Annotated in this window: 25 protein-coding genes and 5 pseudogenes; 17 read left to right on the forward strand and 13 right to left on the reverse strand. The window is 64.4% G+C overall.

What is annotated here, in order from left to right:
- Window positions 1–31 precede the first annotated feature (31 nt).
- Both SHTP_RS05715 and SHTP_RS05720 read left to right on the forward strand, forming a co-directional pair.
- Complete coding sequence (locus tag SHTP_RS05715) at window positions 32–1,180, forward strand: NAD(P)H-binding protein (RefSeq protein ID WP_096370030.1); 1,149 nt, start codon at window positions 32–34, stop codon at window positions 1,178–1,180.
- Window positions 1,177–1,896, forward strand: a complete 720-nt coding sequence (locus tag SHTP_RS05720) for a CPBP family intramembrane glutamic endopeptidase (protein WP_096370031.1) — start codon at window positions 1,177–1,179, stop codon at window positions 1,894–1,896. Before SHTP_RS05715 ends, SHTP_RS05720 begins: the two co-directional genes overlap by 4 nt.
- 5 nt (window positions 1,897–1,901) lie before the next feature.
- Here the strand turns inward: SHTP_RS05720 and SHTP_RS05725 are convergent, their stop codons facing one another.
- Both SHTP_RS05725 and SHTP_RS05730 read right to left on the reverse strand, forming a co-directional pair.
- Window positions 1,902–3,293, reverse strand: coding sequence for an NAD(P)H-binding protein (locus SHTP_RS05725; RefSeq protein ID WP_096370032.1), 1,392 nt, complete (start codon window positions 3,291–3,293; stop codon window positions 1,902–1,904).
- Window positions 3,294–3,365: 72 nt separating this feature from the next.
- Complete coding sequence (locus tag SHTP_RS05730) at window positions 3,366–4,169, reverse strand: enoyl-CoA hydratase (protein WP_096370033.1); 804 nt, start codon at window positions 4,167–4,169, stop codon at window positions 3,366–3,368.
- Window positions 4,170–4,322: 153 nt separating this feature from the next.
- Between SHTP_RS05730 and SHTP_RS05735 the strand changes: the two genes are divergently transcribed.
- Entirely contained in the window at window positions 4,323–5,420 is a 1,098-nt protein-coding gene (locus tag SHTP_RS05735; RefSeq protein WP_096370034.1) for a CaiB/BaiF CoA transferase family protein, read from the forward strand.
- Window positions 5,421–5,477: 57 nt separating this feature from the next.
- Window positions 5,478–6,239 (forward strand): 3-hydroxyacyl-CoA dehydrogenase, encoded by a 762-nt coding sequence (locus SHTP_RS05740; RefSeq protein ID WP_011739223.1) that lies wholly within the window; start codon window positions 5,478–5,480, stop codon window positions 6,237–6,239.
- A gap of 136 nt (window positions 6,240–6,375) precedes the next feature.
- On the opposite strand, the gene SHTP_RS29680 is transcribed toward SHTP_RS05740, so the two are convergent.
- A complete protein-coding gene (locus tag SHTP_RS29680; RefSeq protein WP_020726302.1) occupies window positions 6,376–6,507 on the reverse strand; it encodes a hypothetical protein in 132 nt (43 codons plus the stop codon).
- A gap of 381 nt (window positions 6,508–6,888) precedes the next feature.
- On the opposite strand from SHTP_RS29680, the gene SHTP_RS05745 reads away from it, so the two are divergent.
- Genes SHTP_RS05745 through SHTP_RS05755 form a run of 3 tightly spaced genes read left to right on the forward strand, consistent with a single transcriptional unit; the run spans window position 6,889 to window position 10,566 of the window.
- Window positions 6,889–9,231: an MMPL family transporter gene (locus SHTP_RS05745; protein WP_096370035.1), complete on the forward strand. Its 2,343-nt coding sequence runs from the start codon at window positions 6,889–6,891 to the stop codon at window positions 9,229–9,231.
- Window positions 9,232–9,238: 7 nt separating this feature from the next.
- The gene (locus tag SHTP_RS05750; RefSeq protein WP_096372338.1) at window positions 9,239–9,931 is read left to right on the forward strand and encodes a TetR/AcrR family transcriptional regulator; all 693 of its coding nucleotides are present in this window, start codon (window positions 9,239–9,241) and stop codon (window positions 9,929–9,931) included.
- Window positions 9,928–10,566 carry a class I SAM-dependent methyltransferase gene (locus SHTP_RS05755; protein WP_096370036.1) on the forward strand — a complete coding sequence of 213 codons (639 nt, stop codon included), beginning with the start codon at window positions 9,928–9,930 and terminating at the stop codon, window positions 10,564–10,566. The genes SHTP_RS05750 and SHTP_RS05755 overlap by 4 nt, the downstream gene beginning before the upstream one ends.
- 107 nt (window positions 10,567–10,673) lie before the next feature.
- Here the strand turns inward: SHTP_RS05755 and SHTP_RS05760 are convergent, their stop codons facing one another.
- On the reverse strand, window positions 10,674–11,390 hold the full coding sequence (locus SHTP_RS05760) for an NAD-dependent deacylase (protein ID WP_096370037.1): 717 nt from the start codon (window positions 11,388–11,390) through the stop codon (window positions 10,674–10,676).
- 58 nt (window positions 11,391–11,448) lie between these two features.
- On the opposite strand from SHTP_RS05760, the gene SHTP_RS05765 reads away from it, so the two are divergent.
- Complete coding sequence (locus SHTP_RS05765; protein WP_096370038.1) at window positions 11,449–11,814, forward strand: Rv1152 family transcriptional regulator; 366 nt, start codon at window positions 11,449–11,451, stop codon at window positions 11,812–11,814.
- Between the two features lie 9 nt (window positions 11,815–11,823).
- On the opposite strand, the pseudogene SHTP_RS05770 reads toward SHTP_RS05765, so the two are convergent.
- Both SHTP_RS05770 and SHTP_RS05775 read right to left on the reverse strand, forming a co-directional pair.
- Window positions 11,824–12,661: pseudogene (locus tag SHTP_RS05770) on the reverse strand (class I SAM-dependent methyltransferase).
- A 14-nt stretch (window positions 12,662–12,675) separates the two neighbouring features.
- Window positions 12,676–13,191: a DUF1697 domain-containing protein gene (locus tag SHTP_RS05775; protein ID WP_012395864.1), complete on the reverse strand. Its 516-nt coding sequence runs from the start codon at window positions 13,189–13,191 to the stop codon at window positions 12,676–12,678.
- A 56-nt stretch (window positions 13,192–13,247) separates the two neighbouring features.
- On the opposite strand from SHTP_RS05775, the gene SHTP_RS05780 reads away from it, so the two are divergent.
- From SHTP_RS05780 to SHTP_RS30070, 3 genes and pseudogenes are all read left to right on the forward strand, one after another.
- Window positions 13,248–13,691, forward strand: coding sequence for a PPOX class F420-dependent oxidoreductase (locus tag SHTP_RS05780; RefSeq protein ID WP_096370039.1), 444 nt, complete (start codon window positions 13,248–13,250; stop codon window positions 13,689–13,691).
- A 22-nt stretch (window positions 13,692–13,713) separates the two neighbouring features.
- Window positions 13,714–13,902, forward strand: a complete 189-nt coding sequence (locus tag SHTP_RS05785) for a DUF5302 domain-containing protein (protein WP_011739232.1) — start codon at window positions 13,714–13,716, stop codon at window positions 13,900–13,902.
- A gap of 273 nt (window positions 13,903–14,175) precedes the next feature.
- Window positions 14,176–14,444: pseudogene (locus SHTP_RS30070) on the forward strand (alpha/beta hydrolase); the annotation flags it as partial.
- A 611-nt stretch (window positions 14,445–15,055) separates the two neighbouring features.
- On the opposite strand, the gene SHTP_RS05800 reads toward SHTP_RS30070, so the two are convergent.
- The 4 genes and pseudogenes from SHTP_RS05800 to SHTP_RS26765 all read right to left on the reverse strand — a co-directional run bounded on the left by SHTP_RS05800 (window position 15,056) and on the right by SHTP_RS26765 (window position 18,229).
- Window positions 15,056–15,451 (reverse strand): DUF2510 domain-containing protein, encoded by a 396-nt coding sequence (locus SHTP_RS05800; RefSeq protein ID WP_096370040.1) that lies wholly within the window; start codon window positions 15,449–15,451, stop codon window positions 15,056–15,058.
- A 51-nt stretch (window positions 15,452–15,502) separates the two neighbouring features.
- Window positions 15,503–16,705: pseudogene (locus SHTP_RS05805) on the reverse strand (ISAs1-like element IS2404/ISMul1 family transposase).
- 580 nt (window positions 16,706–17,285) lie between these two features.
- Window positions 17,286–17,762: a hypothetical protein gene (locus SHTP_RS05810; RefSeq protein WP_096370041.1), complete on the reverse strand. Its 477-nt coding sequence runs from the start codon at window positions 17,760–17,762 to the stop codon at window positions 17,286–17,288.
- Window positions 17,763–17,905: 143 nt separating this feature from the next.
- Window positions 17,906–18,229, reverse strand: a complete 324-nt coding sequence (locus SHTP_RS26765) for a hypothetical protein (protein ID WP_157756274.1) — start codon at window positions 18,227–18,229, stop codon at window positions 17,906–17,908.
- Between the two features lie 260 nt (window positions 18,230–18,489).
- On the opposite strand from SHTP_RS26765, the pseudogene SHTP_RS28565 reads away from it, so the two are divergent.
- The 4 genes and pseudogenes from SHTP_RS28565 to SHTP_RS05830 form a co-directional block, all read left to right on the forward strand.
- Window positions 18,490–18,582 (forward strand): annotated as a pseudogene (locus SHTP_RS28565) (HhH-GPD-type base excision DNA repair protein); the annotation flags it as partial.
- Window positions 18,583–18,726: 144 nt separating this feature from the next.
- Complete coding sequence (locus SHTP_RS05820; RefSeq protein ID WP_420872946.1) at window positions 18,727–19,929, forward strand: ISAs1-like element IS2404/ISMul1 family transposase; 1,203 nt, start codon at window positions 18,727–18,729, stop codon at window positions 19,927–19,929.
- 17 nt (window positions 19,930–19,946) lie between these two features.
- Window positions 19,947–20,441: pseudogene (locus SHTP_RS05825) on the forward strand (HhH-GPD-type base excision DNA repair protein); the annotation flags it as partial.
- Window positions 20,442–20,465: 24 nt separating this feature from the next.
- Complete coding sequence (locus SHTP_RS05830; RefSeq protein WP_003875447.1) at window positions 20,466–20,612, forward strand: hypothetical protein; 147 nt, start codon at window positions 20,466–20,468, stop codon at window positions 20,610–20,612.
- A gap of 31 nt (window positions 20,613–20,643) precedes the next feature.
- Here SHTP_RS05830 and SHTP_RS05835 read toward each other — a convergent pair whose 3' ends face one another.
- On the reverse strand, window positions 20,644–21,951 hold the full coding sequence (locus SHTP_RS05835; protein ID WP_420872947.1) for an Rv1157c family protein: 1,308 nt from the start codon (window positions 21,949–21,951) through the stop codon (window positions 20,644–20,646).
- On the reverse strand, window positions 21,911–22,537 hold the full coding sequence (locus SHTP_RS05840) for a hypothetical protein (protein WP_015356842.1): 627 nt from the start codon (window positions 22,535–22,537) through the stop codon (window positions 21,911–21,913). The genes SHTP_RS05835 and SHTP_RS05840 overlap by 41 nt, the downstream gene beginning before the upstream one ends.
- Before the next feature lie 141 nt (window positions 22,538–22,678).
- Between SHTP_RS05840 and SHTP_RS05845 the strand changes: the two genes are divergently transcribed.
- Window positions 22,679–23,947 carry a mannosyltransferase gene (locus SHTP_RS05845; protein WP_096370044.1) on the forward strand — a complete coding sequence of 423 codons (1,269 nt, stop codon included), beginning with the start codon at window positions 22,679–22,681 and terminating at the stop codon, window positions 23,945–23,947.
- Between the two features lie 25 nt (window positions 23,948–23,972).
- On the opposite strand, the gene SHTP_RS05850 is transcribed toward SHTP_RS05845, so the two are convergent.
- Window positions 23,973–24,257, reverse strand: a complete 285-nt coding sequence (locus SHTP_RS05850) for a 4a-hydroxytetrahydrobiopterin dehydratase (RefSeq protein ID WP_020786298.1) — start codon at window positions 24,255–24,257, stop codon at window positions 23,973–23,975.
- A 253-nt stretch (window positions 24,258–24,510) separates the two neighbouring features.
- Here SHTP_RS05850 and SHTP_RS05855 point away from each other — a divergent pair, with 253 nt between their 5' ends.
- Window positions 24,511–24,933 (forward strand): (deoxy)nucleoside triphosphate pyrophosphohydrolase, encoded by a 423-nt coding sequence (locus tag SHTP_RS05855; RefSeq protein WP_096372339.1) that lies wholly within the window; start codon window positions 24,511–24,513, stop codon window positions 24,931–24,933.
- Window positions 24,934–25,061: the final 128 nt, after the last annotated feature.

Consider the following 25,061-nt stretch of genomic DNA (forward strand, 5'->3'; position numbering starts at 1 on the left):
GCCCCACCGTCTCGGGTCTAGTGTCGAAACCATGCGGATTCTGGTGACCGGCGCCACCGGCTACGTGGGATCCCGCTTGGTTACCGCGCTGCTGGCCGACGGCCATGAAGTGTTGGCGGCCACCCGAAACATGGCGCGACTCAGTCGCTTAGCTTGGTTCGACGACGTCACCCCGGTAATCCTCGACGCGACGGACCGGGCCTCGGCGCAAGCCGCGATGAATGCCGCGGGTCAGATCGACGTGGTCTACTACCTGGTCCACGGCATAGGCCAACCGGATTTTCGCGACCGGGACAAAACCGCCGCCGCCAACCTGGCCGTCGCTGCCCGTGACACCGGGGTGCGGCGCATCGTTTACCTGGGCGGATTCGTCCCCGAATGTGAAGCGCTATCCCAACACCTGTCCAGTCGGGCCGAGGTCGCCGAGGCACTGGCCGTCGACGATGGCGCGGAACTGGTGTGGCTGGGCGCGGCAATGATCATCGGAGCCGGCTCCACGTCGTTTGAGATGCTGCGCTACGTCGGGGATCGATTCCCCGTCCTGCCGATGCCGGACTGGATGTACAACCCGATCGATCCGATCTCCATCCGAGACGTTCTGCACTATCTGGTGGCCGCCGCCGACGTCGACCAGGTACCTGCCGGTGCCTACGACATCTGCGGCCCCGACACCACGTCGTACCGCGAGCTACTCAAGACGTATGCGCGCATCCGCGGCAGATGGCATGCCGCATTGCCGGTCGGCAGGCTCGATACCGCGGTAGCGTCCCGGATCACGGCGGTCACCCTGCCGGTCCCGCATGGTCTGGTCGCAGACCTGGTGGAATCGCTGGATCACCCGGTGCGGGCATCCGGGGCCGGCCTGCAAGACAAGGTCCCCGAGCCACCAGGAGGACTACTGAGTATCGAAGATGCCATTACGTTGGCGCTGGCCGGCCACGCGAACGGGCCCCCGTTGCCCGTCGACGCCCTGACAGATCCCCACCAACTCGCAGCCACCGATCCGGTGTGGGCCGGCGGTGACGCGCTGCGAATTCGCCGGATCGCCGAGACGATGACGCCGCCCATCGCACGTCCCACTTTGCGATGGGTGAACATCGTCCCGGGTCCACTGGCCGGTGCGTTACGAAGCAGCCTCGACATCCTGATCGCCCTGACTCCGAAAGTTCTGTTCGCATGAGCCAATCAACAGCGCCCCAATTCAGCGCCATCGACGACATTCGCCGCGCCATCACGAATGTGGCCGTGCCACACCATGAGGCGCCTTCGGTGGTGCTACGGCGCCGCATCGTCGTCGGTGTCGTCCTGGTGATCGGCGCGGTGGTGATGGGACTGTCGATGAGGCGCCAGCCGGGGGAGTCGACCTTCTACTGGCTGACGCTGACCCTGGCCGCGGTATGGGCGCTGGGCGCGCTGGCCTCCGGCCCCCTGCATCTGGGTGGCATTCGCTGGCGCGGTCGCAACCAGCGCCCGGTGATCACCGGGACCACCATCGGTCTGCTGCTGGGCGGCATCTTTGTGTTGGGTGCCTTGGTTGTCCGTAAGATTCCGGCCGCCACCGAGCTGATAGTCCGCGTGCTGCAGTTTGCCAGCCAGGGATCGTTGTTCCTGGTCGTGGTGATCACCCTGATCAACGGGATCGCCGAAGAGATGTTCTTTCGCGGCGCGCTCTACACCGCGTTGGGTCGGTTCTATCCGGTGGCCGTTTCGACCGTCGTATACATCGGGGCCATCATGGCCAGCGCCAACCTGATGCTCGGCTTTGCCGCTGTCATCCTCGGCGGTGTGTGTGCGTGGGAACGGCGCTCTACCGGCGGAGTGCTGGCACCGATCCTCACCCACCTGGTCTGGGGGTTCATCATGGTGCTCGCGCTGCCACCGTTGTTTGGGGTCTGACCCCGTTATCGGTCGGCGGCGGTGACGTCGCGTGCCAGTGCGCGCAGCGCGGCGGCGTGGAGGTGGCGCAGCACCAGCCAGGACAGCCGGCCGGGAATCCCGCGGGGAAAGAAGATCGCCCGCTGGTGGTAGCTGCTGCCGGCGGTGCCTCGCGGTGTGAGCGTCACCTCCAACCACGTTGGCCCGGGCACGCGGGTGCCCGCGCCCAGTCGCAGTGTGGTTGGCGTGCGCTGCGCGACCCGCCACCGCGGTGCGCGGTGCCGACGCCGTGGTGCGAGCGCCAGCGAGTACCACCTCCGGCTATTGATGGCGCGCTCGGTCGCTTTCCAAACAGCTTCGGGTGCAGCAGTTGTCGTCGCGTCGCGGACATCGGTGTACACGATTTCGCCGGCCCACCGCGGGTCGCTGGGCAGTGGCTCGGCCGGTTCCGACTGCAGGGAGGCCCATGTGGCGTCGGGAAGCCCGTGCGCGGCACGGTTCAGTGCCAATTCGACCGCACGACGGTAATTGGTCAGGCCCCCCGCCGGTGGCGCGATGATGGTGTCGATGTCGGAGTTGCGCATCACCGCGTCACATTCGAGCGATTCGATCAGCGGCCGGGCCAGGCCCGGAGGAATGGGGGTCACCGTGCCAACCCACAAGCTGGCGATCGTCGGCGTCAGAAACGGCAGCACGATCAGGTAGCGCCGATGCAGCCCGGCGACCTCCGCGTACACCCGCATCATGTCGCCGTACTCGAGCACGTCGGGGCCGCCGACGTCCCACGTTCGGGCCCTGGCGGTGTCGGGCACCGTGGCCGTGGCCGCGGCGACCAGGTAGTGCAGCACGTCACGAATGGCGATCGGCTGAATCCGGTTGTGCACCCACTTGGGTGTGGTCATCACCGGCAACCGGTCGGTGAGGTGCCGGATCATTTCGAAGGATGCCGATCCGGATCCGACCACCACCCCGGCTTGCAGCACGATTGTCTCGATGCCGGAACCAATCAGCACATCGCCAACGGCCTTGCGTGATTGAAGGTGCGGCGAAAGCTTGCTCTGCTCTGGATGTAGCCCGCTCAGGTACACCACCCGGCGCACTCCGCTGCGCCGCGCGGCGAGTACCACGTTGTGGGCAGCGCGGGCTTCCTCGTCGGCGAAATGCTTTGCCGAGCCCATCGAATGGACCAGATAGTAGACAACGTCCATCCCGGCGAAGGCCGCCTCCAGCGAGTCGGTGTCGCCCAGATCGCCGCGCACCACCTCTGCCCGGTCCCGCCACGGAACGTCCGCCAACTTGCCCGGATCGCGGGCCAACGCTCGCACCCGGTGGCCCTCGTCGAGCAGTCGTGGAACCAGCCGGGCGCCGATGTAGCCGGTCGCCCCGGTTACCAGGCAGTTCACCTGTCCAGCCGACATCGGATCTCCATTCTGTCCCCATGTCTTATTCGGATCCGGTGTTGCTGAGGATTGCCGATTCAGCTCAACGGATCAGGAGTCGGTGAAGGTTGGGGTGCGGCGCTGCTGGAATGCGCGGGCGCCCTCGGCGAAGTCGGGTGATCGCAGCAGCGCCGACTGGCCCTGGAATTCGCGATCGAGGGTGCGATCCAACTCGGTGAGTGTGGCCGCGTTGATGGAGTCCTTGGTCTTGGCAAACGCCACCGCCGGGCCGGACAGCAATCTCGAGATCACCGCATCCACTTCGTTTTGGAAGTCCGCGACGGGATAGACCGCGCTGACCAGGCCGTAGGACAGCGCCTCGGTGGCCGGCAACCGCTCGGGCAGCAGGGCCATCCGCATCGCCCGAATCCGGCCGATCGCAGCGGCGATCAATGCCGAGGCTCCGCCGTCGGGCATCAATCCGATCTTGGTGAACGCGAGCAGAAAATAGGCGCTCTCGGAGGCCAGCACCAGATCGCACGCCAGGGCTAGTGAGACACCGACCCCGGCGGCGGGTCCGTGGACCACGGCGACAACCGGATGCGGCAACGCCGTGATTGCCCGCACCGCCCGGTTGATCTCGGTGAGGCTGGAAGTGCTGGTCTTGCGGCCCATATCCTGGGCGCTCATCCCGGCCCCGGAGCTGAACCCGCGACCCGTTCCACCCAGGCGCACCACTCGCACTCGCGAATCGGTAGCCGCGGCCTCCATCGCGTCAGCGATCCCGGCCATCACCTCAGGTGTCAACGAATTCAGGCTTTCGGGACGGTCGATCGTCACCGACAGCACCCCGCCGCGCGGCTTGACCTCGAGGCCGGCGACTGGCGCCAGGGTTTCGATCCTGGTATCCGGCATGGGGCTCACCCTAGGTCACCGGGGGCGTGGCCGAGACGGCGTTGGTGGGCGAGGTGGGCCGGACGGGGTGGATTTCCGCGGCCTGCGAAGATGGCATTTATCGGGTGTTCGGCCCGGGCGAGATCGTCAGAGTGGACGAAAGGTCGGTACATCATGTCGGGACCGCTGAACGGATTGCGGGTCGTTGAACTGGCTGGGATCGGACCGGGCCCACACGCCGCGATGATTCTCGGGGATCTCGGCGCCGACGTGGTGCGCATCGACCGTCCATCGTCCTTTGCCGGGGGGCGCGGGGGCGGCGTGAAGGACGCCATGCTGCGCAACCGACGGATCGTGACCGCCGACCTGAAGTCCGACCAGGGGCGCGAACTTGTCTTGAAGCTCGTCGCCAAGGCCGATGTCTTGATCGAGGGCTACCGGCCCGGGGTCACCGAGCGGCTGGGCCTCGGCCCGCAAGACTGCGCCAAGGTGAATGACCGGCTGATCTATGCCCGGATGACGGGTTGGGGTCAAGCCGGCCCGCGCAGCCAGCAAGCCGGTCACGACATCAACTACATCTCGCTCAACGGCATCCTGCACGCGATCGGCCGGGTCGGCGAGCGGCCGGTGCCACCGCTGAACCTGGTCGGCGACTTCGGGGGCGGTTCGATGTTCTTGCTGGTCGGCATCTTGGCGGCACTGTGGGAGCGGCACAACTCGGGCAAGGGCCAGGTGATCGACGCCGCGATGGTCGAGGGGTCCAGCGTGCTGGTGCAGATGATGTGGGCGATGCGGGGGATCGGCATATGGAGCGACGTGCGGGGCACCAACATGCTCGACGGCGGCGCGCCCTACTACGACACCTATGAATGCGCCGACGGCGGCTATGTCGCCGTCGGCGCCATCGAGCCGCAGTTCTACGCGGCGATGCTGGCCGGGCTGGGTTTGGATGCGGTGAACCTGCCCCCGCAAAACGACGTCGCCCGCTGGCCGGAACTGCGGGCGGTGCTGACCGAGGCGTTCGGCAGGTACGACCGCGATCATTGGGCCAAGGTGTTCGCCGATTCGGACGCCTGCGTGACCCCGGTGCTGTCGTTCGGGGAGGTGCACACCGAACCGCATATCGCCGAGCGGAACACCTTCTACGAAGGCGATGACGGCGGGTCGCAGCCGATGCCGGCGCCGCGGTTCTCACGCACCGTGCCGAGCCGGCCGCGCCCACCGGCCGCACCGCTGACGGACGTCGAAGCCGTCTTGAGCGACTGGGCATAGTCCCAACCAACCAGTAGGTTGGTTGATTTTGAGCGGAGCAATCGAGGAAGGATTCGCATGGAGATCAGGGACGCCGTTGCCGTCGTCACCGGGGGCGCGTCGGGGCTGGGCCTGGCGACCACCAAGCGGCTGCTGGACGCCGGGGCTCAGGTTGTGGTGCTCGACATCCGGGGTGAAGACGTGGTTGCTGATTTGGGCGACCGGGCACGGTTCGCGGCGGCGGATGTGACCGACGAGGCCGCCGTCGCCAGTGCGCTGGATCTGGCCGAAACGATGGGCACGCTGCGCATCGTCGTCAATTGCGCCGGGACCGGTAACGCGATACGCGTGCTGAGCCGCGACGGCGTCTTCTCGTTGGCGGCGTTCCGCAAGATTGTGGACATCAACCTGGTCGGGAGTTTTAACGTGCTGCGGCTGGCCGCCGAGCGAATCGCCAAAACCGAACCCGTCGGCCCCAATGCGGAAGAGCGCGGCGTCATCATCAACACCGCCTCGGTGGCTGCATTCGATGGCCAGATTGGCCAGGCTGCGTATTCGGCGTCCAAGGGCGGCGTGGTTGGTATGACCCTGCCGATCGCCCGCGATCTGGCCAGTCATCGCATCCGGGTGATGACCATCGCGCCCGGACTGTTCGATACCCCGCTGCTGGCGTCTTTGCCCGAGGAGGCCAGGGCGTCGCTGGGTAAGCAGGTGCCGCACCCGTCCCGGCTGGGAAACCCCGACGAATACGGGGCGCTGGCTGTGCACATCATTGAAAACCCGATGCTCAACGGGGAGGTCATTCGTTTGGATGGCGCGATCCGGATGGCGCCGCGCTAAGGGCCGTTAATAACGATGAAAGCCCCCCGCACAGGCGGGGGGCTTTCATCAATAGACGCGAATTGGTTATCGACGGAACCAACGGCTGACGGCTGGTTCGGCAATTAGTAACCGTGCAAGCATGCCCATGGTGTGCTCAGCTCGCCGTAGGGAGGGGGTGCCACTCTTCAACCTGCTCCGAGGTCTCGCCCTCCACCAGCATGTCGCCGTGGTAGAGAGCCTCGAAGTCGGCCTTGATGACATCGGCACTCGAGTCGTCGATCCACATGACACTGAGCGTAGAAGTCGCCATTAAGGAATCATTGAGTCACGATTCGGAAAATCGTGGCAATTCTTACCGGTGGGTAGGGTGCCGATGCCGAAGTGCTCGCCAGCCGCTTTGGGCAGGCCCGACGGTATGCCGTAACTCGGTGGCCTGGCCAGCGGTCGAGAAACATCGGGAAGCAAATGTGTCGCTACCGGTGGCGTCGCCGGGCGTATCGCGGTTTGTCCGCATCTCGGTTTGTCCGCAGCGCGGTGAACGGTCGGGGCGTCGGGCCTCGTGACTACGGCAGATGTTGTTTGACGCCCTTAAGTTATCGCTGATAAGTTACCGCGGATATGGTGCAGCCGCCCGGGACGGCTGCACTCGCGGTGGAGGGGACGCACGATGTTGCAGGGGATCGCTCGACTTGCCATAGCAGCGCCGGTTCGAATCATCGGGGTGGCGTTGCTGGTTTTTATCGCAGCAGCGGTCTTCGGCATCCCAGTCGCCAACAGTCTGTCTCCCGGCGGTTTCCAAGATCCCAACGCCGAGTCGGCTCGCGCCATCAAGGTGCTCGCCGACAAGTTCGGCCAGAGCGGTCAGCAAATGCTGATTCTGGTGACCGCTCCCGGCGGCGTCGGCACGGAGCGGGCGCGCGCGGTGGGCACCGACATTGTCGCCGAGTTGAACCACTCCCCACTGGTATTCAACGTGTCCTCGCCCTGGACGGGGCCGTCGGCTGATCCCAAGAGTGCTCCCGACTTGGTGAGCAAGGACGGCAAGTCCGGGCTGATTGTGGTCAACATCAAAGGCGGCGAAAGCAACGCGCAGAAAAATGCGCAGACCCTCGCCGACGAGATCGTTCACGATCGCGACGGCGTCACCGTCCGCGCCGGTGGTTCGGCGATGGAGTACGCGCAGATCAACAAGCAGAATCAGGACGACCTGCTGGTCATGGAGTTGATCGCGATTCCGCTCAGCTTCCTGGTGCTGGTCTGGGTATTCGGCGGGCTGCTGGCGGCCGCGTTGCCGATGGCGCTGGGTGCGCTGGCCGTCGTCGGTTCGATGTCGGTCTTGAGGCTGGTGACGTTCACGACGGACGTCTCGATCTTTGCCCTCAACCTCAGCACGGCGCTGGGGTTGGCGTTGGCCATCGACTACACGCTGCTGATCATCAGTCGCTATCGTGACGAGCTCGCCGAGGGCAGCTCACGCGAGGAAGCTCTGGTCCGGACCATGGCGACTTCCGGCCGCACGGTGTTGTTCTCGGCGGTCACCGTCGCGCTGTCGATGTCGGCGACCGTGGCTTTTCCCATGTACTTCTTGAAATCGTTCGCCTACGCCGGCGTGGCCACGGTGGCCTTTGTCGCGACGGCGTCGATCGTGGTGACACCGGCCGCGATCGTGTTGCTGGGGCCGCGGCTGGATGCCTTGAATGTGCGCCGGCTGGCGCGCCGGATGTTGGGCCGTCCGGAACCCCAGCACAAGCCGGTAGATCAACTGTTCTGGTATCGGTCGACCAAATTCGTGATGCGCCGGGCGCTTCCGGTCGGCTTGGCTGTTGTTGCGGTGCTGGTGATATTGGGACTTCCGTTCTTCTCGGTGAAGTGGGGCTTCCCGGATGATCGGGTGCTGCCTGCCACGGCGTCCTCGCATCAGGTCGGTGACGAGTTGCGCACCAACTTCGCACACGATCTCGCGATGGCCGTTCCGGTGGTCGTGCCTGACGTGCACGGTCTGGTCCCAGCCGACCTGGACGGCTACGCCGCCGACCTGTCGCGAGTGCCCGACGTGGCATCTGTGACCGCCCCCAGCGGGACGTTCGTCAACGGAAGTCGGGTGGGGCCGCCGGCGGGTGCTACCGGATTTTCCGATGGCAGTGCCTTTCTGACCGTGGACAGCACCGCGCCGCTGTTTTCCCACGCCTCAGACATCCAGCTCAAACGGTTGCACCAGGTGACCGGCCCGGCCGGCCGGACCGTCGAGATGGCCGGTGTGGCGCAGGTCAACCGGGACAGCGTGGACGCGGTGACCGAACGACTGCCGCTGGTGCTGGGTCTGATGGCCGCCATCACCTTTGTCCTGTTATTCCTGCTCACCGGTAGTGTCGTGCTGCCCGCCAAGGCGCTGATCTGCAACGTGCTCTCGCTGACCGCGGCGTTCGGTGCGCTGGTCTGGATCTTCCAAGACGGTCATCTGGGGGCACTGGGCACGACCCCGAGCGGGACCCTGGTGGCCAACATGCCCGTGTTGTTGTTCTGCATCGCGTTCGGGCTGTCCATGGACTACGAGGTGTTCCTGGTCGCGCGAATTCGGGAGTACTGGCTGGCTTCGGGGGCCGCACGTCCGGCGACCCCGAGCCCGGCCCAAGCCCACGCCGCCAACGACGAGAGTGTGGCGCTTGGATTGGCACGCACCGGGCGGGTGATCACCGCGGCCGCGTTGGTCATGTCGATGTCGTTCGCCGCGCTGATCGCCGCGCACGTGTCCTTCATGCGAATGTTCGGCTTGGGACTGACGCTCGCCGTGGCTGCCGACGCGACGCTGGTCCGGATGGTTCTGGTGCCCGCGTTCATGCATGTGATGGGCAGGTGGAATTGGTGGGCTCCCAAACCCCTGGTGTGGCTGCACCAGCGATTCGGTATCAGCGAGACCGGCGCGGTTGGGGATGCTGACGCCGCCGCCACCGAGGCGGCGGACCACCGCGACCGGCCGACCATCCCGGCGGCGCTGAGTGGTCGTGGATAGCGTGTCGATGGGACGCTTGCGACGTGCACGTGCGCCGCGTGGATCAGGTGACCTGCTGCGCCACGAGATCCTGGATGCGGCCACCGAGTTATTGCTGCAGACGCGCCAGGCCAGGGCCGTGTCCATCCGGTCTGTAGCCGAGCGGGTCGGGGTCACACCGCCGTCCATTTACCTGCATTTTCAAGACAAAGGTGCGCTGTTGGATGCGGTGTGCGCCCGCTATCTGGCACGACTCGATGAGGAAATGGAGCGGGCGGCGATGGGCCACACCTGCGTGGTGGAGGTGCTGCGAGCCCAGGGCCTGGCCTATGTGCGGTTCGCTCTGCAGACCCCGGAGTTGTATCGGTTGGCCACCATGGGTGAGTGGCGCTCGGGCAGCAACGTGGATAGCGCCCTGGACAGCTCGGCTTTCCGGCATATGTGCGCCTCGGTGCAGGCGATGATGGACGAAGGCATCTACCGCGCCGACGACCCCACCACCATCGCGCTGGAATTGTGGACGGCCGCGCACGGGGTGGCGGCCCTGTTGATTGCCAAGCCACACCTGCCGTTCGGCGATGTCGCGACCTTTGCCGACCGCGTGCTGGGCGCAGTCCTGTGTGGCCACATGGTGGCGGGTCTAGTCGGCCCGCAGGCCACGTCTCGCGACCTCATGGATTGGGTCGTGCAGCATCGCCCGTCGGAGGAGTCACGCGCATGACATCGCTCGCCAAGAACATAGATCACCCATTTTTCGCCCGGATTTGGCCGTTCATCGTCGCGCACGAGGCCGAGCCGGTGCGTGCGTTACGCCGAGAGAATCTGGCCGGCCTATCTGGGCGGGTCCTCGAGATCGGCGCCGGTATGGGGACAAACTTTGCGTTCTACCCGCAGACGGTGACCGAGGTGGTTGCCGTGGAGCCGGAGCCCCACCTGGCGCTTAGGGCCCGCGCGGCCGGCGAAGATGCGCCTATTCCGGTTACCGTGACCGCTGATACGGCCGAGCAGTTCAGCGATCAGGACCCGTTTGACGCGGTGGTTTGCTCGCTGGTGCTGTGCTCGGTCACCGACCAGCTCGGGGTGTTGCAGCACCTGCGTTCGCTGCTGCGCCCGGGCGGGGAGTTGCGCTACCTCGAACACATTGCCAGTGCCGGCGCCCGTGGGCGGCTGCAGCAATTTGTCGACGCGACCTTCTGGCCCCGGATTGCCGGAAACTGCCACACGCATCGTGACACCGAGCGCGTGATCAAGGCTGCCGGATTCGACGTGGAGAGCACGCGACGGGAGTGGACATTGCCGACGTGGGCGCCGGTCCCGATGGCCGAGTTGGTGTTGGGCCGGGCCCGCCGTCCCTGATCGGGTGCCGTGACTGCGCCTTGCCATGTGTGAGGGCGCACTGGCTCAACAGGCCGATTCAGCGGCTATGGCGTGAATTTGTGAACCGACCGCGCCGCGGGTGTAGCTCAATCGCGCAGCAGCGCGGGCAGCCGCTCCAGCAGTCCGGGCAACGCTTGACTCGCCGACTCGCGTACACAAAGCGTCGCGCTTCGCGACAGCGGCGTGGGCTCTGGGTTGACCTCGATCACGATCTTGCCGCGCGCCAAAGCCAACTCCGGTAGACCGGCCGCGGGGTAGACGATCGCAGACGTGCCCACCACCACCATCATATCGGCAGCCTCGGTTGCCTCGACGGCACAGTGCCACGGCCCCTCCGGCAGCGGCTCGCCGAACCACACGATGTCGGGGCGGATCAGTCCGCCGCAGCCGCAGACCGGCGGTTCGACTTCCAGTGCGGGCTCAGGCATCTGGGGCAACGAGTCCGTGTAAGGCTTATTGCAACGGGCGCAACGGAATTCAAAAAGACTGCCGTGCAGGTGGTGTACCGGTGTGCTGCCGGCGCGTTCATGCAGATCGTCGACATTTTGCGTGACAACACTGACTTCGGCGTGATCTTGCCACTCGGCGATCGCTTGGTGGCCGGGGTTGGGTGCGACGTCGGCCACCAGATAATGCCGCCACAGATACCAGCCCCACACCCGCTCGGGGTTGCGTTCCCAGCCCTGTGTGCTGGACAGGTCGTACGGGTCGAAGCGGGCCCACAACCCGTTCTTGTCGTCACGGAACGTCGGTACTCCGCTTTCCGCGGAGATGCCCGCGCCGCTGAGCACCGTCACTCGCATCCCACAAAGATAGCCGTGCTTGACCGGATACTGGGCAATACTGGGTGATACTGGGATTGTGGAGCTTCGGGATTGGCTACGGGTCGACGTGAAGGCGGGCAAACCGCTATTCGATCAACTCAGAACCCAGGTTATCGACGGTGTGCGAGCGGGCGCGCTGCCGCCCGGCACCCGCCTCCCGACGGTGCGCGATCTGGTCGGGCAGCTTGGTGTTGCCGCCAACACGGTGGCCCGCGCGTATCGAGAGCTCGAGTCGGCCGCAATTGTCGAAACACGGGGCCGCTTCGGCACCTTCATCTCTCGGTTCGACCCGACCGACGCGGCGATGGCGGCCGCGGCCAAGGAATACGTGGAAGTGGCCCGCGCGCTGGGGCTGACCAAGTCCGATGCGATTCGCAACCTCACCGCCGTGCCCGACGACTAACGGCGTTCGCTAGCCGAACTCCAGCAGAGTCAGGCACGGGCGCAACGAGTCCAGGGCCGGCAACCGGTAGACCATCGACAGCGCGGCGTTGAACATCAGGCCGCGCCCAGCAGGCAGCTGCACGTCCCGGACCGCCCGAATGCCTGGAATCGTGTTCACCAGGTCCGCGGCTTGAGCCACGGACAGGCTGAACGGCATTGGCGGGATCTTGTAGCGGATCGAGGTCCGCATGCCCAGGCGGGTGAACAAGGAGAACCAGCGCGGCGGCAGATCAAAGAGCATCTGAGCGCCGGGAAATCTGCTTGGCGCACTGGGCGATCAGATCCAGCGCCTGATCCGGCTCCAGATACATCAGCAGTCCCTCGGCGGTGATGAACACCCCACCGGAGGTGTCGACGGAGTCCATCCAGCCGTAGTCCAACGCGGACTGCGCGCACACCGATACCCGTGGTGAATTGGGTAGCAACCGCTTTCGGATGTCGATGATCGGCGGCAAATCGACTGTCAGCCAACGGAATTTCTTGCCGGGAAGGGCTGAATCCAAACGCCAGAAACTGGTCTGCAGGCCCTCGGCCAGCGCCACCACGGTGGCCGAGGGGTGCTTATTCAGGTAGGCCAGCGCTCGAGTATCGAAGGCCAGGGCCCGCAGTGCGATGTCTTGGCGGGTAGGGCCGAATTTCGCGAAGTCAAAGTCGATGGAGTCGACCAGCCTGACTGCCATCGGATCCTCGATGATCGGGTCACGGCGGCGCGCCTCTGCGGCCCTGGCGTTGAGCGTCAGCAGGGCGGTCTCCGAGACGCCGGTGAGGGCGACCTTTTGTTGGGCGAATTCGTCGGCAGGGGTCATTGGAGCAAACCTACCTACCGCAAGACCTTGTCCAGCGTGCGCAGGTTGCGGGTGGTGGTCGAGGCCTTGTAGCGCTTCTTGCCCATGGTGCGGCCGATGGTGCTGTCCAGCGTGGCGCCCTTGGGCACCTGCCAGTAGATGACGCCATCGCCGCGGTGGATCTTCTCATTGGCGCCGGCGGTCAGCGCGGCCAGTTCATCAAGCACCGAGTCGTCGGACACGAACGTCACGTAGGACTGCAACCCGTCGACTTCTCGTTCGAACGGATACGCCTCGTTGATGGTGCGTACCGTCTCGATGTCGTAGACAAGCACCCAGGCGTCGTAGCCGAACTTGTTGCGCAGCGTGCTCTCCGCGCTCTGCCGCACCGTCGTGGCATCACCGGGTGCCTCCAATAGCACATTGCCGCTGGCCAGGATGGTGCGCACATTCGTAAATCCGGCATCGGTCAGGGCGGCGGTCACCTCGGCCATTTTCAGGTTGACGCCCCCGACGTTGACGCCGCGCAGGAAGGCCGCGAATTGGGTCATGATTCGATTGCACCAGGCCGTTAGGGAACCGCGCACGGCAACGTAGGCTTTCGGGCATGGGACGCCAGGTCTTCGACGACAAGCTGTTGGCTGTAATTAGCGGTAACTCCATCGGAGTGCTGGCCACCATCAAACATGACGGACGTCCGCAGCTGTCCAACGTGCAGTACTACTTCGACGCCCGCAAATTGGTGGTGCAGGTATCGATCACCGAGCCGCGGGCCAAGACCCGTAACCTGCGTCGCGACCCACGTGCCTCGATCCTGGTGGACGCCGATGACGGGCGGTCCTACGCGGTCGCGGAAGGCACCGCAGAGCTGGCGCCTCCCGCCGCGGCACCCGATGACGAAACCGTTGAGGCGCTAATTGCCTTGTACCGCAACATCGCTGGGGAGCATCCGGATTGGGACGAGTACCGCGAAGCGATGGTCACCGATCGACGGGTGCTGCTGACGCTACCCATCTCGCACGTATATGGCCTGCCCCCAGGTAAGCGGTAACCGGCCGGGATAAGCTGCCGGTATGGCTGCATCGAAGTCCCCGGAAAGCTCCGCCCCGGACGACGACAACAAGCGCAAGTTCCGGGAAGCCCTCGAACGCAAGATGGCGAAGTCCTCGGGGGCGACCGACCACAAAGACGGCGGTGGCAAGAAGCCGCGGGTGCATGGGCCCGTGGAGAACCGCCGGGAATTTCGGCGCAAGAGCGGATAGCCGCAGCCCCGGCAAACTGGCACCAAATGCCGGACTTGGGCGCCTCGCCGCGACCCAGTCGTAGACTGGCCGGGTGCCGAAGCTGTAGCTTGTCCAAGATCCGGCCGCCGACGCGCTGTTGGAATCGAATCCATTCGAGTTGCTCGTGGGGATGCTGCTCGACCAGCAGTAGACCTTGACAACTGCGCTACGCATTCTGCTCAGCACCTGTGACCAGGACACGCGTAGCGTCAAACGCACACGACGTGTTCGTCTATGTCAAGGGTTGCTGGTATTCCACACGATCAGGCGCGAGCAGCATTCGACAGCTTCGTCCAGTTATGGACCACCGGCACAACGGCGGGCCGTCGTGCGCCCTTACTTCGACGCCCCGACGAGGTTGGTCTGGACTGTGAGGACGTCTTCTTTCCGTCTGTGGACGGCGTTCCGCGGGAGGGTTAGTTCATGCCTGCCGACTCAGACCGGCTGATCATCCACAACCACTTCGTGCCGGGTACCGCTACGGTTACCCGGGCCATCGTCCCGAGTTCGGCGGCTTGGGCGCTTCGACGCGGAGAGCCCATACGCTGCGCCTGCGACATTCGTAGGCTGATACGTGGAAGCAGTTACAGGAGGCGGCCGGGCTTCGAAAGATCGGTCAGCGAACGCCGACCGCATCGACCAACCCGATGCTCGGCGTTGGATTCTGCGGGGCTTCTCTTGCTCAACAGATCACCCGACGCAAGCAGAAGGAGTCGACAACTGGCACTGCCCCAACGCACCACACGACTACATGGTGGCTTCGAACCGCCTTCTTCGCGGTGACCAACGGGCTAACCCGATGCTGCACGCAGCGGGTGTCTCCGTTGGGGATTGGATGATCCGGAACATGGCCGAACGGGCGGTCAGATGACCACATCCAAATGAACCGCCTCCGGCACCTTGCCAAAATCAGTCCAGGTAACCGCTTGCGGGAAGGTGGTAGCGCTTCCGCCTTGGCTGGCCGACAGGATGATCGCCGATGGCCGCGCCAAAGCAGCTATGATCCGGATCGTTCATCTAGACGATTGGGCGGAGACAGAAGTCATAAACCCCGGTCTGGTTGTTGTCGAGAAGTTCGACCTGAACAGCGTGTGGTGAGACGCTGACCAAGAGTGGCCAGCAAGTAAGGACCCTAGCGGTCGAATATGTGCGTCAGTTCTTCGCGCTTCTTGGCGATCTCGTTCTCTATATAGAGGGCATTCGCGAGAGAAACTGCCAAGACCAGGGCAGCCACGACACGGACCCATGTTGCAGCGCGCAAGAAGAATGCAACAGCCGTGCCTGCTGCCACGACACCGACCCCGGTCCAGACTGGACCCGAACCGGACATGAGGCTGACTGACTGCATCGACATCACGAGCCCAACGAGGACAAGCACACAGACGCCGATCGCAACCGCAGTTTTCTTGTGCTTATCGGCAGCTCCTGAAGCGGGCGGCCCGCTCCATGCGGTGCCGTCCCAGTAGATCTGTTTCTCAGGGTTCGATGGGTCGGGATACCAACCCGGCGCGGGTAGGGGCGCGGTCATTTCTGCTCCTTCTCCCGAAGGTCCCAGCAACCAGGGCTCCCGCGTTGTTGATTAGCAGGCTTGTGAGCTGGGGAATTGTGGATTGAGGAGGTCTAGGCGGCGGTTGGCGGTCAAAGCGGTGATCCGGCAGGCTTCGGCGATGTTGTCGGCGCCGTTGAGGCGGTGCAGATTGATCGCGGTGTTGCGTAGCGTTGCTAGGACCTGTGCGCCGTTTCCGGTATGTGCCCTTTGACGGTCTTCGTCGAAGGTGACGTCGCGTATTCAGTGCAGGCTGTTCTCGATTCCCCAGTGTTGACGCATCCAGGTCATGATCGCGGTAGGGCGGGCGTGCTCGAACGGCAGGCTGCAGATGGCATAGACCACCTCCACGCTGCGCTGGTCGGTGGTGGTGATCAAGCGTTCACGAGTGATCCGGATGATTTGTTTTGCGTAGGGGAAGCCGATTCCTCGTGCAGCGGTGATGATTTGCAGGGTGCGGGTCTCGACACGGCCGTGGCCGCGGGAGTCGTCGGTAGCGGCTGCGGGCACCTCGGCCCAGGGCAGCGCGGTGATACGCGCAAGTATTTTGGCTTGGTTGGACTTGACGATCATCAGGTAGTGCGACTTCAAGGTGGCGCAGATCAACTTCGCGGTGACGACCTGGGTATGCATCGCATCCACGGTGACCAGCCACCGCAAGCTACCCGGCAGCAGCGTGAGCAGGGCACGTACGCAGGGAATTTCATTGCTTTTCTCGGCGACAGCGAGTTGACCGAGCACCAATCGGGCGCGGTGGGCGAACACCGACACGAGATGCGTGGCTGTCGCTTTGGCGCGTAAAGCACCACGCAGCATCTTGCCGTCCAACGCGATCGGCACCAATCCACTGGGGTCGCTGCTGGCCACGTGTGCAGTGAAGTAACTGCCCATCCTGGCGTTGAGGTTGGCGGGGTCTAGCCGAGACAAAACAGCGCGGAAGGTCTTCTCACTGGGCCGCCGGAACCGGACCCCTAATTGGGCCAACACATCATCGGGAGCGGTGGCCGCCCATGTGGCAAAACCAGCATAGCCGCGCATCCCCGCGGCAGTGGCCAGAACCGCGATCGCCAACAAAGCCATCAGCGAATACCTCCGACCGCGTGGGTCCCTCGGGTCTGGCACCGAGGCCAACACATCGAGAAACTCCGATCCGATGAGCCCGCTGCGCTCACCAGGACTCCAGCGGTCGAACACCTCTGGAACCGACGACACAGGCAATACTGAAACGGTAGGCACGGGCAACTCCAGACCAACGACGAACAGTAACCAACTCGATCGTTCTCCAGATAGCCCGTGCCTACACTCCGGCCCCAATAGCGCGGCACCAAAGATCATCAACCCAGCTCACAAGCCTGCTAATCAACAACGCCGGAGCCCTGTCCCAGCAACCTACAGTTCGAGGTCGAACGACATTGCCGAGGTGGCATGACAAGTCGTTAGACCCAGCTACGAGTGTGGGCGTTCACCCGCTTACAGGGCAACTGGTTCGCAAATATCGACCATCCCAGTTTCAGGGTTTGCTACCGACTTGGAGCCAACGCGCTCTTCTTCCTCCCTGCAAACATTTCGCGCCGAGCTCTTGACAAAGCTGGGGCGTGAGACTCGCCAGATTGGCCGTATAGTGAAAAAGGTTGCGGTTTCACCTAGTCTCTCTGCGGACGACGTCTTTAAATAGCTCAAGTAGCTCAGGTGGAATTCCAGAGACGTTACCCGTTTTCGACTCATCGGCAAAGACGGGCGGCCCGAACACTGTTCGACCCGCAAAGAGTATCAAGTCTTTGCGTCCTTCAGGGGTGGGTATATTCTCGGCGAACGCTCAAACGGAAATTATCTGCATGAAGGACACTTTTGCCCAACGGCTGAGAAGTCGATAGTGGGTATATATTCGGGCGGCGTATGCGGCGATTCCTATCAATGGGAGTGTCAATGCGAATCGAAATAGCGTGTCTTGCCATTGAGCTGAAACTGGAGAGACAATGATGAACATTCCCGATCCGATCGTCGCAAACAAGCGGCCAATTGCAAGTAAAGTCCACCGGGTTGCGGACTTTCCGTCCTTATCGGCCAGTCCCTTGAAGTGAGCACTCAGCGTGGCTGCCCCACCAAGTCCGGCCGCTTCTTCGGCCAGTTTGCTTGCCCGTATTGCCACTGCGGCTGCCTCCTTCGCAATCTCAACGGCGGTCCCGGCGGCTAGGGCCTGTGAAAAATCGTTGGCCGCTATCTGCAATTCGTCCGACCAGGCGCGCATAGCTTGGCTGAGTTTCGGGTCCATATTTGGATCGAAGGTATTCATTGAGACCCCGCCGCGCATGCGACTCGTCCACGCAATTGGGAAATTTATCAGGTCTTTCTTTGTTGGACATTTATCGCCATTTGATGCGCAATTCAAAAATATCCCAAATGCTCTCGAAATTCTCTTATCGAGGCATCGTCAATCTACATCACGAGGTAGTTTATTTGCTCTTGTTTCGCCGGCCCAGAAACATGTTTCACTGGGCTCTCAAATAGCAGGCGTAAGAGCGCGCTTGCGAGATTTCGAATCGCGAGGCTCGTTGTAAGATCGAAAATCGAAACGAGTTTTGTCGTCAATGGATCTTTGTCTTGTTCACGACTTGGATCGCGTAATGTGTCAAATAGATCCAGGAATTTTTTCAGCGCCTCGTAGGAACTTAACCGATCCTTAGCCGTCTCTTCCGGGACTATTCCATAGCCGTAAGCCCAATGTGGTGTTGGCTCATCCTGGGTCGCCGAGGTCGACATCATTTCACGATAGGGACCGTGCTAAGTCCGATGTGAGCGACGCGCCGTGCGCAATCAGCTCGTCGGCTGGATCGGTTGGTGGGTGTGGTGAAGGAACTTGCCCACTACCGTTTGGCGATGATCGACATCTCGTCCCTGGCCATCTTTCCGGCCGGTTCGTCTAGCAGGGCATGCTGCACTCGGAAGTAGCAACCGTCTTTGGCGCCACTCGTCGCTGTCCAGGGTGTCCTCCGATCTAGGGGTTGTCCTACAGTCGACGTGTGAACCTCTGCCTAGCGCAGGACCCCGAGGCCGATGAACTCTTATCCAACAACCCGTTCGCACTGCTGGTTGTGATGTTGCTCGACCAGCAGGCAGGGCTCCGGCGTTGTTGATTAGCAGGCTTGTGAGCTGGGTTGATGATCTTTGGTGCCGCGCTATTGGGGCCGGAGTGTAGGCACGGGCTATCTGGAGAACGATCGAGTTGGTTACTGTTCGTCGTTGGTCTGGAGTTGCCCGTGCCTACCGTTTCAGTATTGCCTGTGTCGTCGGTTCCAGAGGTGTTCGACCGCTGGAGTCCTGGTGAGCGCAGCGAGCTCATCGGATCGGAGTTTCTCGATGTGTTGGCCTCGGTGCCAGACCCGAGGGACCCACGCGGTCGGAGGTATTCGCTGATGGCTTTGTTGGCGATCGCGGTTCTGGCCACTGCCGCGGGGATGCGCGGCTATGCTGGTTTTGCCACATGGGCGGCCACCGCTCCCGATGATGTGTTGGCCCAATTAGGGGTCCGGTTCCGGCGGCCCAGTGAGAAGACCTTCCGCGCTGTTTTGTCTCGGCTAGACCCCGCCGACCTCAACGCCAGGATGGGCAGTTACTTCACTGCACACGTGGCCAGCAGCGACCCCAGTGGATTGGTGCCGATCGCGTTGGACGGCAAGATGCTGCGTGGTGCTTTACGCGCCAAAGCGACAGCCACGCATCTCGTGTCGGTGTTCGCCCACCGTGCCCGATTGGTGCTCGGTCAACTCGCTGTCGCCGAGAAAAGCAATGAAATTCCCTGCGTACGTGCCCTGCTCACGCTGCTGCCGGGTAGCTTGCGGTGGCTGGTCACCGTGGATGCGATGCATACCCAGGTCGTCACCGCGAAGTTGATCTGCGCCACCTTGAAGTCGCACTACCTGATGATCGTCAAGTCCAACCAAGCCAAAATACTTGTGCGTATCACCGCGCTGCCCTGGGCCGAGGTGCCCGCAGCCGCTACCGACGACTCCCGCGGCCACGGCCGTGTCGAGACCCGCACCCTGCAAATCATCACCGCTGCACGAGGAATCGGCTTCCCCTACGCAAAACAAATCATCCGGATCACTCGTGAACGCTTGATCACCGCCACCGACCAGCGCAGCGTGGAGGTGGTCTATGCCATCTGCAGCCTGCCGTTCGAGCACGCCCGCCCTACCGCGATCATGACCTGGATGCGTCAACACTGGGGAATCGAGAACAGCCTGCACTGGATACGCGACGTCACCTTCGACGAAGACCGTCAAAGGGCACATACCGGAAACGGCGCACAGGTCCTAGCAACGCTACGCAACACCGCGATCAATCTGCACCGCCTCAACGGCGCCGACAACATCGCCGAAGCCTGCCGGATCACCGCTTTGACCGCCAACCGCCGCCTAGACCTCCTCAATCCACAATTCCCCAGCTCACAAGCCTGCTAATCAACAACGCCGGAGCCCTGGATCAGCAGGTTCCGATGGAAACGGCCTTTGCCGGCCCCAAGAAGATCGCCGATCGGATGGGTGGTCTGGATGCCGGCGACATCGCCGATTACGACCCGGACAAGTTCGCCGCATTGTGTTCGGAAAAGCCTGCAATACATCGCTTTCCGGGATCGATGGCCAAACGCGTCCAGACGCTGGCCCAGATCGTGGTGGACCGCTACGGCGGGGATGCGGCCGCGATATGGACCGCCGGTGAGCCCGATGGCAAAGAATTGCTGGGCAGGCTCAAGGGGCTACCCGGGTTCGGTGAACAAAAGGCGCGGATCTTTCTGGCGTTACTGGGCAAGCAGTACGGCGTGACGCCCGAGGGCTGGCAGGCGGCGGCCGGTGACTACGGCCAGCCCGGCACCCACATGTCGGTGGCCGACGTTGTCGACGCCCGTTCGCTTGGTCAGGTGCGATCGCACAAGAAACAGATGAAGGCAGCGGCCAAGGCGGCAAAGCAGTAGGTAGTAGGAGGGAAGGGCGACAACGTGAAGACACACATAACGTGTCCGTGCGGCGAAGCCATCGTCGGAAAGGACGAGGACGAGTTGGTCGAGCTCACGCAGGCCCACCTCGCCAGCGTTCACCCGGGTCTCGAATACGACCGAGACGCGATCCTGTTCATGGCGTACTGAGGCTCGCGTCTCGGCCGACTCAACGGTGGTGCTAGGGCACCACCGTTGAGCCGATGGTGGGCATGAACTGGCATTGCCGTTCTTTGGTGGTGACCTGCCCGAAGATCGTCGACATGATGCTGCCCGAACCGGTGTCGGCAATCCCGGTCAACGTTGTGGGCCCCTCCGGATTGATGTCGGAGCGCGGCTTGAGCGTCACGCTTCCGGATTTGCCGGTGGTCAGGTTCACCCAGGTGACGTTCAACGGCAGCCGCTGCACCTCGGCGGGGCCGGGGGTGCCGACCGCGGTGAACACATAGGCGGTCTGGCCGGGCCCGGGGCCGGGCGTCGGGATGGTGGCCGGGCCCGCAACCGAGAGGGCGGTGGCGATGATGTTGCTACCGTCCGCCAGGCAGTTCGTGCCGATCGAGGGGTACATGAAGTCCTGCGTGGGCGGGGCGTCAGGGCCAAAGCCCGGTGCCGCGGCCGGTGCCGGCGCGGGTGCCGGTGCGGGTGCGGCCGCTTCGGGTGCGGGAGCGGCGGCGGGGGCAGGAGCCGGAACGGGCGCAGGTGCGGCCATGGGTGCGGCCACGGGTGCGGCCGGCGGTGCGGCGGGGGCAGGTGCCGGCGCTGGTGCGGCCGCGGCCGCGGCCGGTGCTGGTGCGGGTGCCGCGGGTGCTGGTCCCGGTGCCGCCGCGGGTGCTGGCGCGGTGCCAGGCGCCGACGCGGGAGCTGCGGCCGCGGGTGCCGGCGCGGACGCGGGCGGTGCGCCGGCCGGCGCCGCTACCGGTGCTGGACCCGCTGCATGCGCGGGATCGATACCCGCGGGCAGATGTGCGAGTGTCCCAGGCTCGGCGCCCGGGGCCGGCACATGCGGCACCGGGGCACTGGCCGGCGAGGCGACCTCAACCGGGGCGGCGGCCGGAGCCGGCACGCCTAGCGGAGGTGATCCGGGGGCCGGGTTCACCGGCTCCTGGACGAACTGGTTGACCGACGACGCGACGTTGCGGGATTCGGTCGGGGCCGCCGGGTTGTGCGCAAATGCCTGCGCAGCTGCCATCAGCAACTGCGTCGCCTGCTCGGGATTGCCGGCCGCTTGCTGGATTATCGGACTCAGTTGAGCCAACGCGGGCAGACCCGGTAGCTGTGGGTTGGGGTTGGGCTGCGGCGCCGCCGGGTCGGCTGCCGCGCGCGGGCAAAGCCCGAACGCGGCAGCCGAGGTGACGACGACGGCGGCCAAACCTTTGGACAGACTCCAAGTGCTTGCCACGTAATTTCTCCCGGTCCTAGATGATGGTTTTAGCCGTCGGACGAGACGCTCAGGGCAGGGCCGCGAGCAACGTCTGGGGCTGGTTTGCAGGTGCGGCCGGCGCAGCGCCGGGGGCCGGGAGTCCCGGAATGGCGCCCCCGGTCAGCCCCGGCAGAGCGGCCTGAGCCAGACCGGGAATTGCCGACGCCAACCCCGGAAGTGCGGCCGCTGGTGCCGCCGGAGCGGCGGGTGCCGGTGCGGTGAGCCCCGGGATCGGGGCGTTCACCCCGGGGATGGACGGCGTTACCGCCGTCGCGGGGGACGGCGCAACCGGCGCGGCCGGCGCGGTAATCCCCGGAATCGGGGTGTTCACGCCGGGAATCGCCGGGGTGACCGCCGGGGCGGTCGCCGGGGCGGCCGGGGCCAGCCCGGGCAGCACCGAGCCGAGGCCGGGTGCTGCGGGCACCGGCTGCGGAGCCTGCGGGGCGCCGAGCAACGGCGTGGTGCCCAGGGCCGTCGCCAGGTTCTGCAGGATTTGGGGCGCATTAGCGGCCGAGCTGATCAGCTGCTGCGGGATGTTGGGAGCAGGAGCCGGCGCCGGCGCCGGGTCTGCATGGGCGATTCCGCCCGTCAGTAGTGCAGCGGACGAACCGACCAAGACGGCGGCGGCGCGTACGTACGTCCAGATGGTTGGCATGACTCTCCCTGGTTATTAGTGACAGGTCCCGGGTGATGGTTGGTAGTGACAGGTCCCGGTTGCCGAAGCTATCGCGGTACGGATGTGACTCAAGTGACACGTGTGGCATTTATTTGATCGTTATGGATATGAGCGATAGCGGTGACCGGTCACCTGGGCAATTGGGTCGGCACTAGAGTCGGTCGCATCGACACGACCTCGGCCGCCCCGGCGGCAAGCACCACTCGGCACAAGGCGGTATCGCCGAAGGTCTGGGGGCGCCGTGGCGCGCCGTTGCTGCTGGTGTTCAGCGTCGCCGCGCGACTCGCCTGGACCTACCTGACGTCCAACGGAGCGAACTTTGTCGACCTGCATGTCTATGTCGGCGGAGCGGCGGCCCTTGGCCATCCCGGCAGCCTGTACAGCTACGTTTACGCAGATCAGACGCCTGACTTTCCGCTGCCCTTCACGTATCCGCCGTTTGCGGCGGTCGTCTTCTACCCGCTGCATCTGCTGCCTTTCGGGCTGGTCGCATTCCTGTGGCAGCTCGCTACCATCACCGCGTTGTACGGCGCGGTCCGGATCAGCCAGCGTCTGATCGGCGTGCCGGCCGAGGGCGGTCACCGCGCCGCGATGGTGTGGACGGCGGTCGCCATCTGGATTGAGCCGCTGCGCAGCACCTTCGACTACGGGCAGATCAACGTCCTGCTGATGCTTGCGGCGCTGTGGGCGGTTTACACCACGCGATGGTGGTTATCGGGCCTGTTGGTTGGCGTGGCGGCGGGCATCAAACTGACGCCGGCGATCACCGCCGTCTATCTGGCCGGCGTCCGGCGCTGGCGTGCCGCGGTGTGTTCGGCGATCGTGTTCCTTGTGTCCGTCGGTGTGTCGTTGCTGATCGTGGGTGGTCAGGCTCGCTACTACTTCACCGATTTGCTTGGAGACGCGCACCGGGTCGGGCCCATTGCGACGTCGTTCAACCAGTCCTGGCGCGGCGCAATCTCGCGAATCCTCGGCCATGACGCGGGCTTTGGCCCGCTGGTGTTGGCCGCCATCGCTGTCACGGCGGTGCTGGCGGTCCTGGCCTGGCGAGCGCTCGAGCCCGCCGATCACCTGGGCAAGCTACTGGTAGTCGAACTTTTTGGTTTGCTGCTCTCGCCGATCTCGTGGACCCACCATTGGGTGTGGTTGGTGCCGTTGATGATCTGGCTTCTCAGCGGCCCGCTGCGCGATCGGCTCGGCGCGCGGATCCTGGGTTGGGGTTGGTTGGCGCTCACCGTCATCGGCGTGCCGTGGTTGCTGAGTTTCGCCCAGCCGACCATCTGGCAGATCGGCCGACCCTGGTACCTGGCGTGGGCCGGACTGGTCTATGTGGTGGCAACGCTGGCGACCCTCGGCTGGATTGCGATGACGCGTCAGCGGGCGCGCTAGTCCCGGTCGCGTGGCGAGGTGCTGGTCAGTCGCCGACGATGCCGTTGATGTCGCGGGCCATGTCGATGTCGTTTTGCGTGATGCCGCCCGCCGAGTGCGTAACGAGTGCGAAAGTAACTGTCCGCCAACGGATATCGATGTCCGGGTGATGGTCCTTGCTTTCCGCGTGCTCGGCCACCCGGCGCACGGCATCGATCGCATCGAGAAAAGTTGCAAACTTGATGGATCGGCGCAGCGCTCCATCGGCCCGTTGCCAGCCGTTGAGGCCGGGCAGTTCGGCGTCTACTTGCTCATCCGTTAACACAGCCATGTGGCCAACGGTACGCCGTGGGTTCATGGGTGCTGCCTAGCCCATCCGGGTTCTGCGGCATCGGGATCGGTGTGTCAGTTCGTCGTTGCGCGCCATCATGTTTGGCTTGCCCAAGCCGGCTTGGCGCGCAGTCAAGGCTGCGGTGGCGCAGGGCTGGGGGGTGTTGGGGCAACACGGCTTCGGTCGGATCGCAGTCCGCCGGATCTGGGAAGTGGCGCTGCCGGGTCGACTCGGCGAGATACCGTCACTGGCGATGCCGAATCAGCCGAATCAGATCGTCGTTGCCGGAGCCTTCATCTGCGGCGCCACCGTATTGGTGGCGCAGCGGGTCCGGCCGCCGGAGCTGGCCGGTCGATGGGAGCTTCCCGGCGGAAAGGTTGCTGGCGGCGAGACCGAGCCTGCCGCGCTGGCTCGCGAGCTGGTCGAAGAACTCGGACTCGGCGTCGACGATGTCGCGGTCGGCGAGCGGTTGGGGGCCGACGTTGTGCTGGATGAAAAGACCGTATTGCGGGCATACCGGGTGCGTTTGCTGCGCGGGCACCCATGCGCGCGCGACCACCGTGCGTTGCGCTGGGTGACGGCCGATCAACTAGACGATGTCGACTGGGTACCGGCCGATCGGTGCTGGCTTGCCGACCTGGACCGGGCGCTGCGGCCAGCCCCGCCGACGGGTTAATCGGCCGCCTGCCACGCCCTGATCGGGATGGTGTTGCTCACGCTGTGACCCGTAGCCGGTCGGTGCCCGATGTGGCCGCGCGAAGTGGTTCGGTGTCGCTACCGCGCGGGTGGTAGGCCCTTTTTGGC

This window comes from Mycobacterium ulcerans subsp. shinshuense (assembly GCF_002355775.1).
Classification (GTDB): domain Bacteria; phylum Actinomycetota; class Actinomycetes; order Mycobacteriales; family Mycobacteriaceae; genus Mycobacterium; species Mycobacterium marinum.

What these genes read in the sequence shown, in the direction of transcription:
- SHTP_RS05840 (WP_015356842.1), bottom strand. Translation starts at nt 22,537, where the DNA reads ATGCCAACCATCTGGACGTACGTACGCGCCGCCGCCGTCTTGGTCGGT.
- SHTP_RS05775 (WP_012395864.1), bottom strand. Translation starts at nt 13,191, where the DNA reads ATGACCCAATTCGCGGCCTTCCTGCGCGGCGTCAACGTCGGGGGCGTC.
- SHTP_RS05740 (WP_011739223.1), top strand. Translation starts at nt 5,478, where the DNA reads ATGGAGATCAGGGACGCCGTTGCCGTCGTCACCGGGGGCGCGTCGGGG.
- SHTP_RS05720 (WP_096370031.1), top strand. Translation starts at nt 1,177, where the DNA reads ATGAGCCAATCAACAGCGCCCCAATTCAGCGCCATCGACGACATTCGC.
- SHTP_RS05715 (WP_096370030.1), top strand. Translation starts at nt 32, where the DNA reads ATGCGGATTCTGGTGACCGGCGCCACCGGCTACGTGGGATCCCGCTTG.
- SHTP_RS26765 (WP_157756274.1), bottom strand. Translation starts at nt 18,229, where the DNA reads ATGTCGACCTCGGCGACCCAGGATGAGCCAACACCACATTGGGCTTAC.
- SHTP_RS05760 (WP_096370037.1), bottom strand. Translation starts at nt 11,390, where the DNA reads ATGCGAGTGACGGTGCTCAGCGGCGCGGGCATCTCCGCGGAAAGCGGA.
- SHTP_RS05810 (WP_096370041.1), bottom strand. Translation starts at nt 17,762, where the DNA reads ATGAATACCTTCGATCCAAATATGGACCCGAAACTCAGCCAAGCTATG.
- SHTP_RS05750 (WP_096372338.1), top strand. Translation starts at nt 9,239, where the DNA reads ATGGGACGCTTGCGACGTGCACGTGCGCCGCGTGGATCAGGTGACCTG.
- SHTP_RS05785 (WP_011739232.1), top strand. Translation starts at nt 13,714, where the DNA reads ATGGCTGCATCGAAGTCCCCGGAAAGCTCCGCCCCGGACGACGACAAC.
- SHTP_RS05735 (WP_096370034.1), top strand. Translation starts at nt 4,323, where the DNA reads ATGTCGGGACCGCTGAACGGATTGCGGGTCGTTGAACTGGCTGGGATC.
- SHTP_RS29680 (WP_020726302.1), bottom strand. Translation starts at nt 6,507, where the DNA reads ATGTGGATCGACGACTCGAGTGCCGATGTCATCAAGGCCGACTTCGAG.
- SHTP_RS05850 (WP_020786298.1), bottom strand. Translation starts at nt 24,257, where the DNA reads ATGGCTGTGTTAACGGATGAGCAAGTAGACGCCGAACTGCCCGGCCTC.
- SHTP_RS05855 (WP_096372339.1), top strand. Translation starts at nt 24,511, where the DNA reads ATGCCGAATCAGCCGAATCAGATCGTCGTTGCCGGAGCCTTCATCTGC.
- SHTP_RS05780 (WP_096370039.1), top strand. Translation starts at nt 13,248, where the DNA reads ATGGGACGCCAGGTCTTCGACGACAAGCTGTTGGCTGTAATTAGCGGT.
- SHTP_RS05745 (WP_096370035.1), top strand. Translation starts at nt 6,889, where the DNA reads ATGTTGCAGGGGATCGCTCGACTTGCCATAGCAGCGCCGGTTCGAATC.
- SHTP_RS05755 (WP_096370036.1), top strand. Translation starts at nt 9,928, where the DNA reads ATGACATCGCTCGCCAAGAACATAGATCACCCATTTTTCGCCCGGATT.
- SHTP_RS05725 (WP_096370032.1), bottom strand. Translation starts at nt 3,293, where the DNA reads ATGTCGGCTGGACAGGTGAACTGCCTGGTAACCGGGGCGACCGGCTAC.
- SHTP_RS05730 (WP_096370033.1), bottom strand. Translation starts at nt 4,169, where the DNA reads ATGCCGGATACCAGGATCGAAACCCTGGCGCCAGTCGCCGGCCTCGAG.
- SHTP_RS05800 (WP_096370040.1), bottom strand. Translation starts at nt 15,451, where the DNA reads ATGACCGCGCCCCTACCCGCGCCGGGTTGGTATCCCGACCCATCGAAC.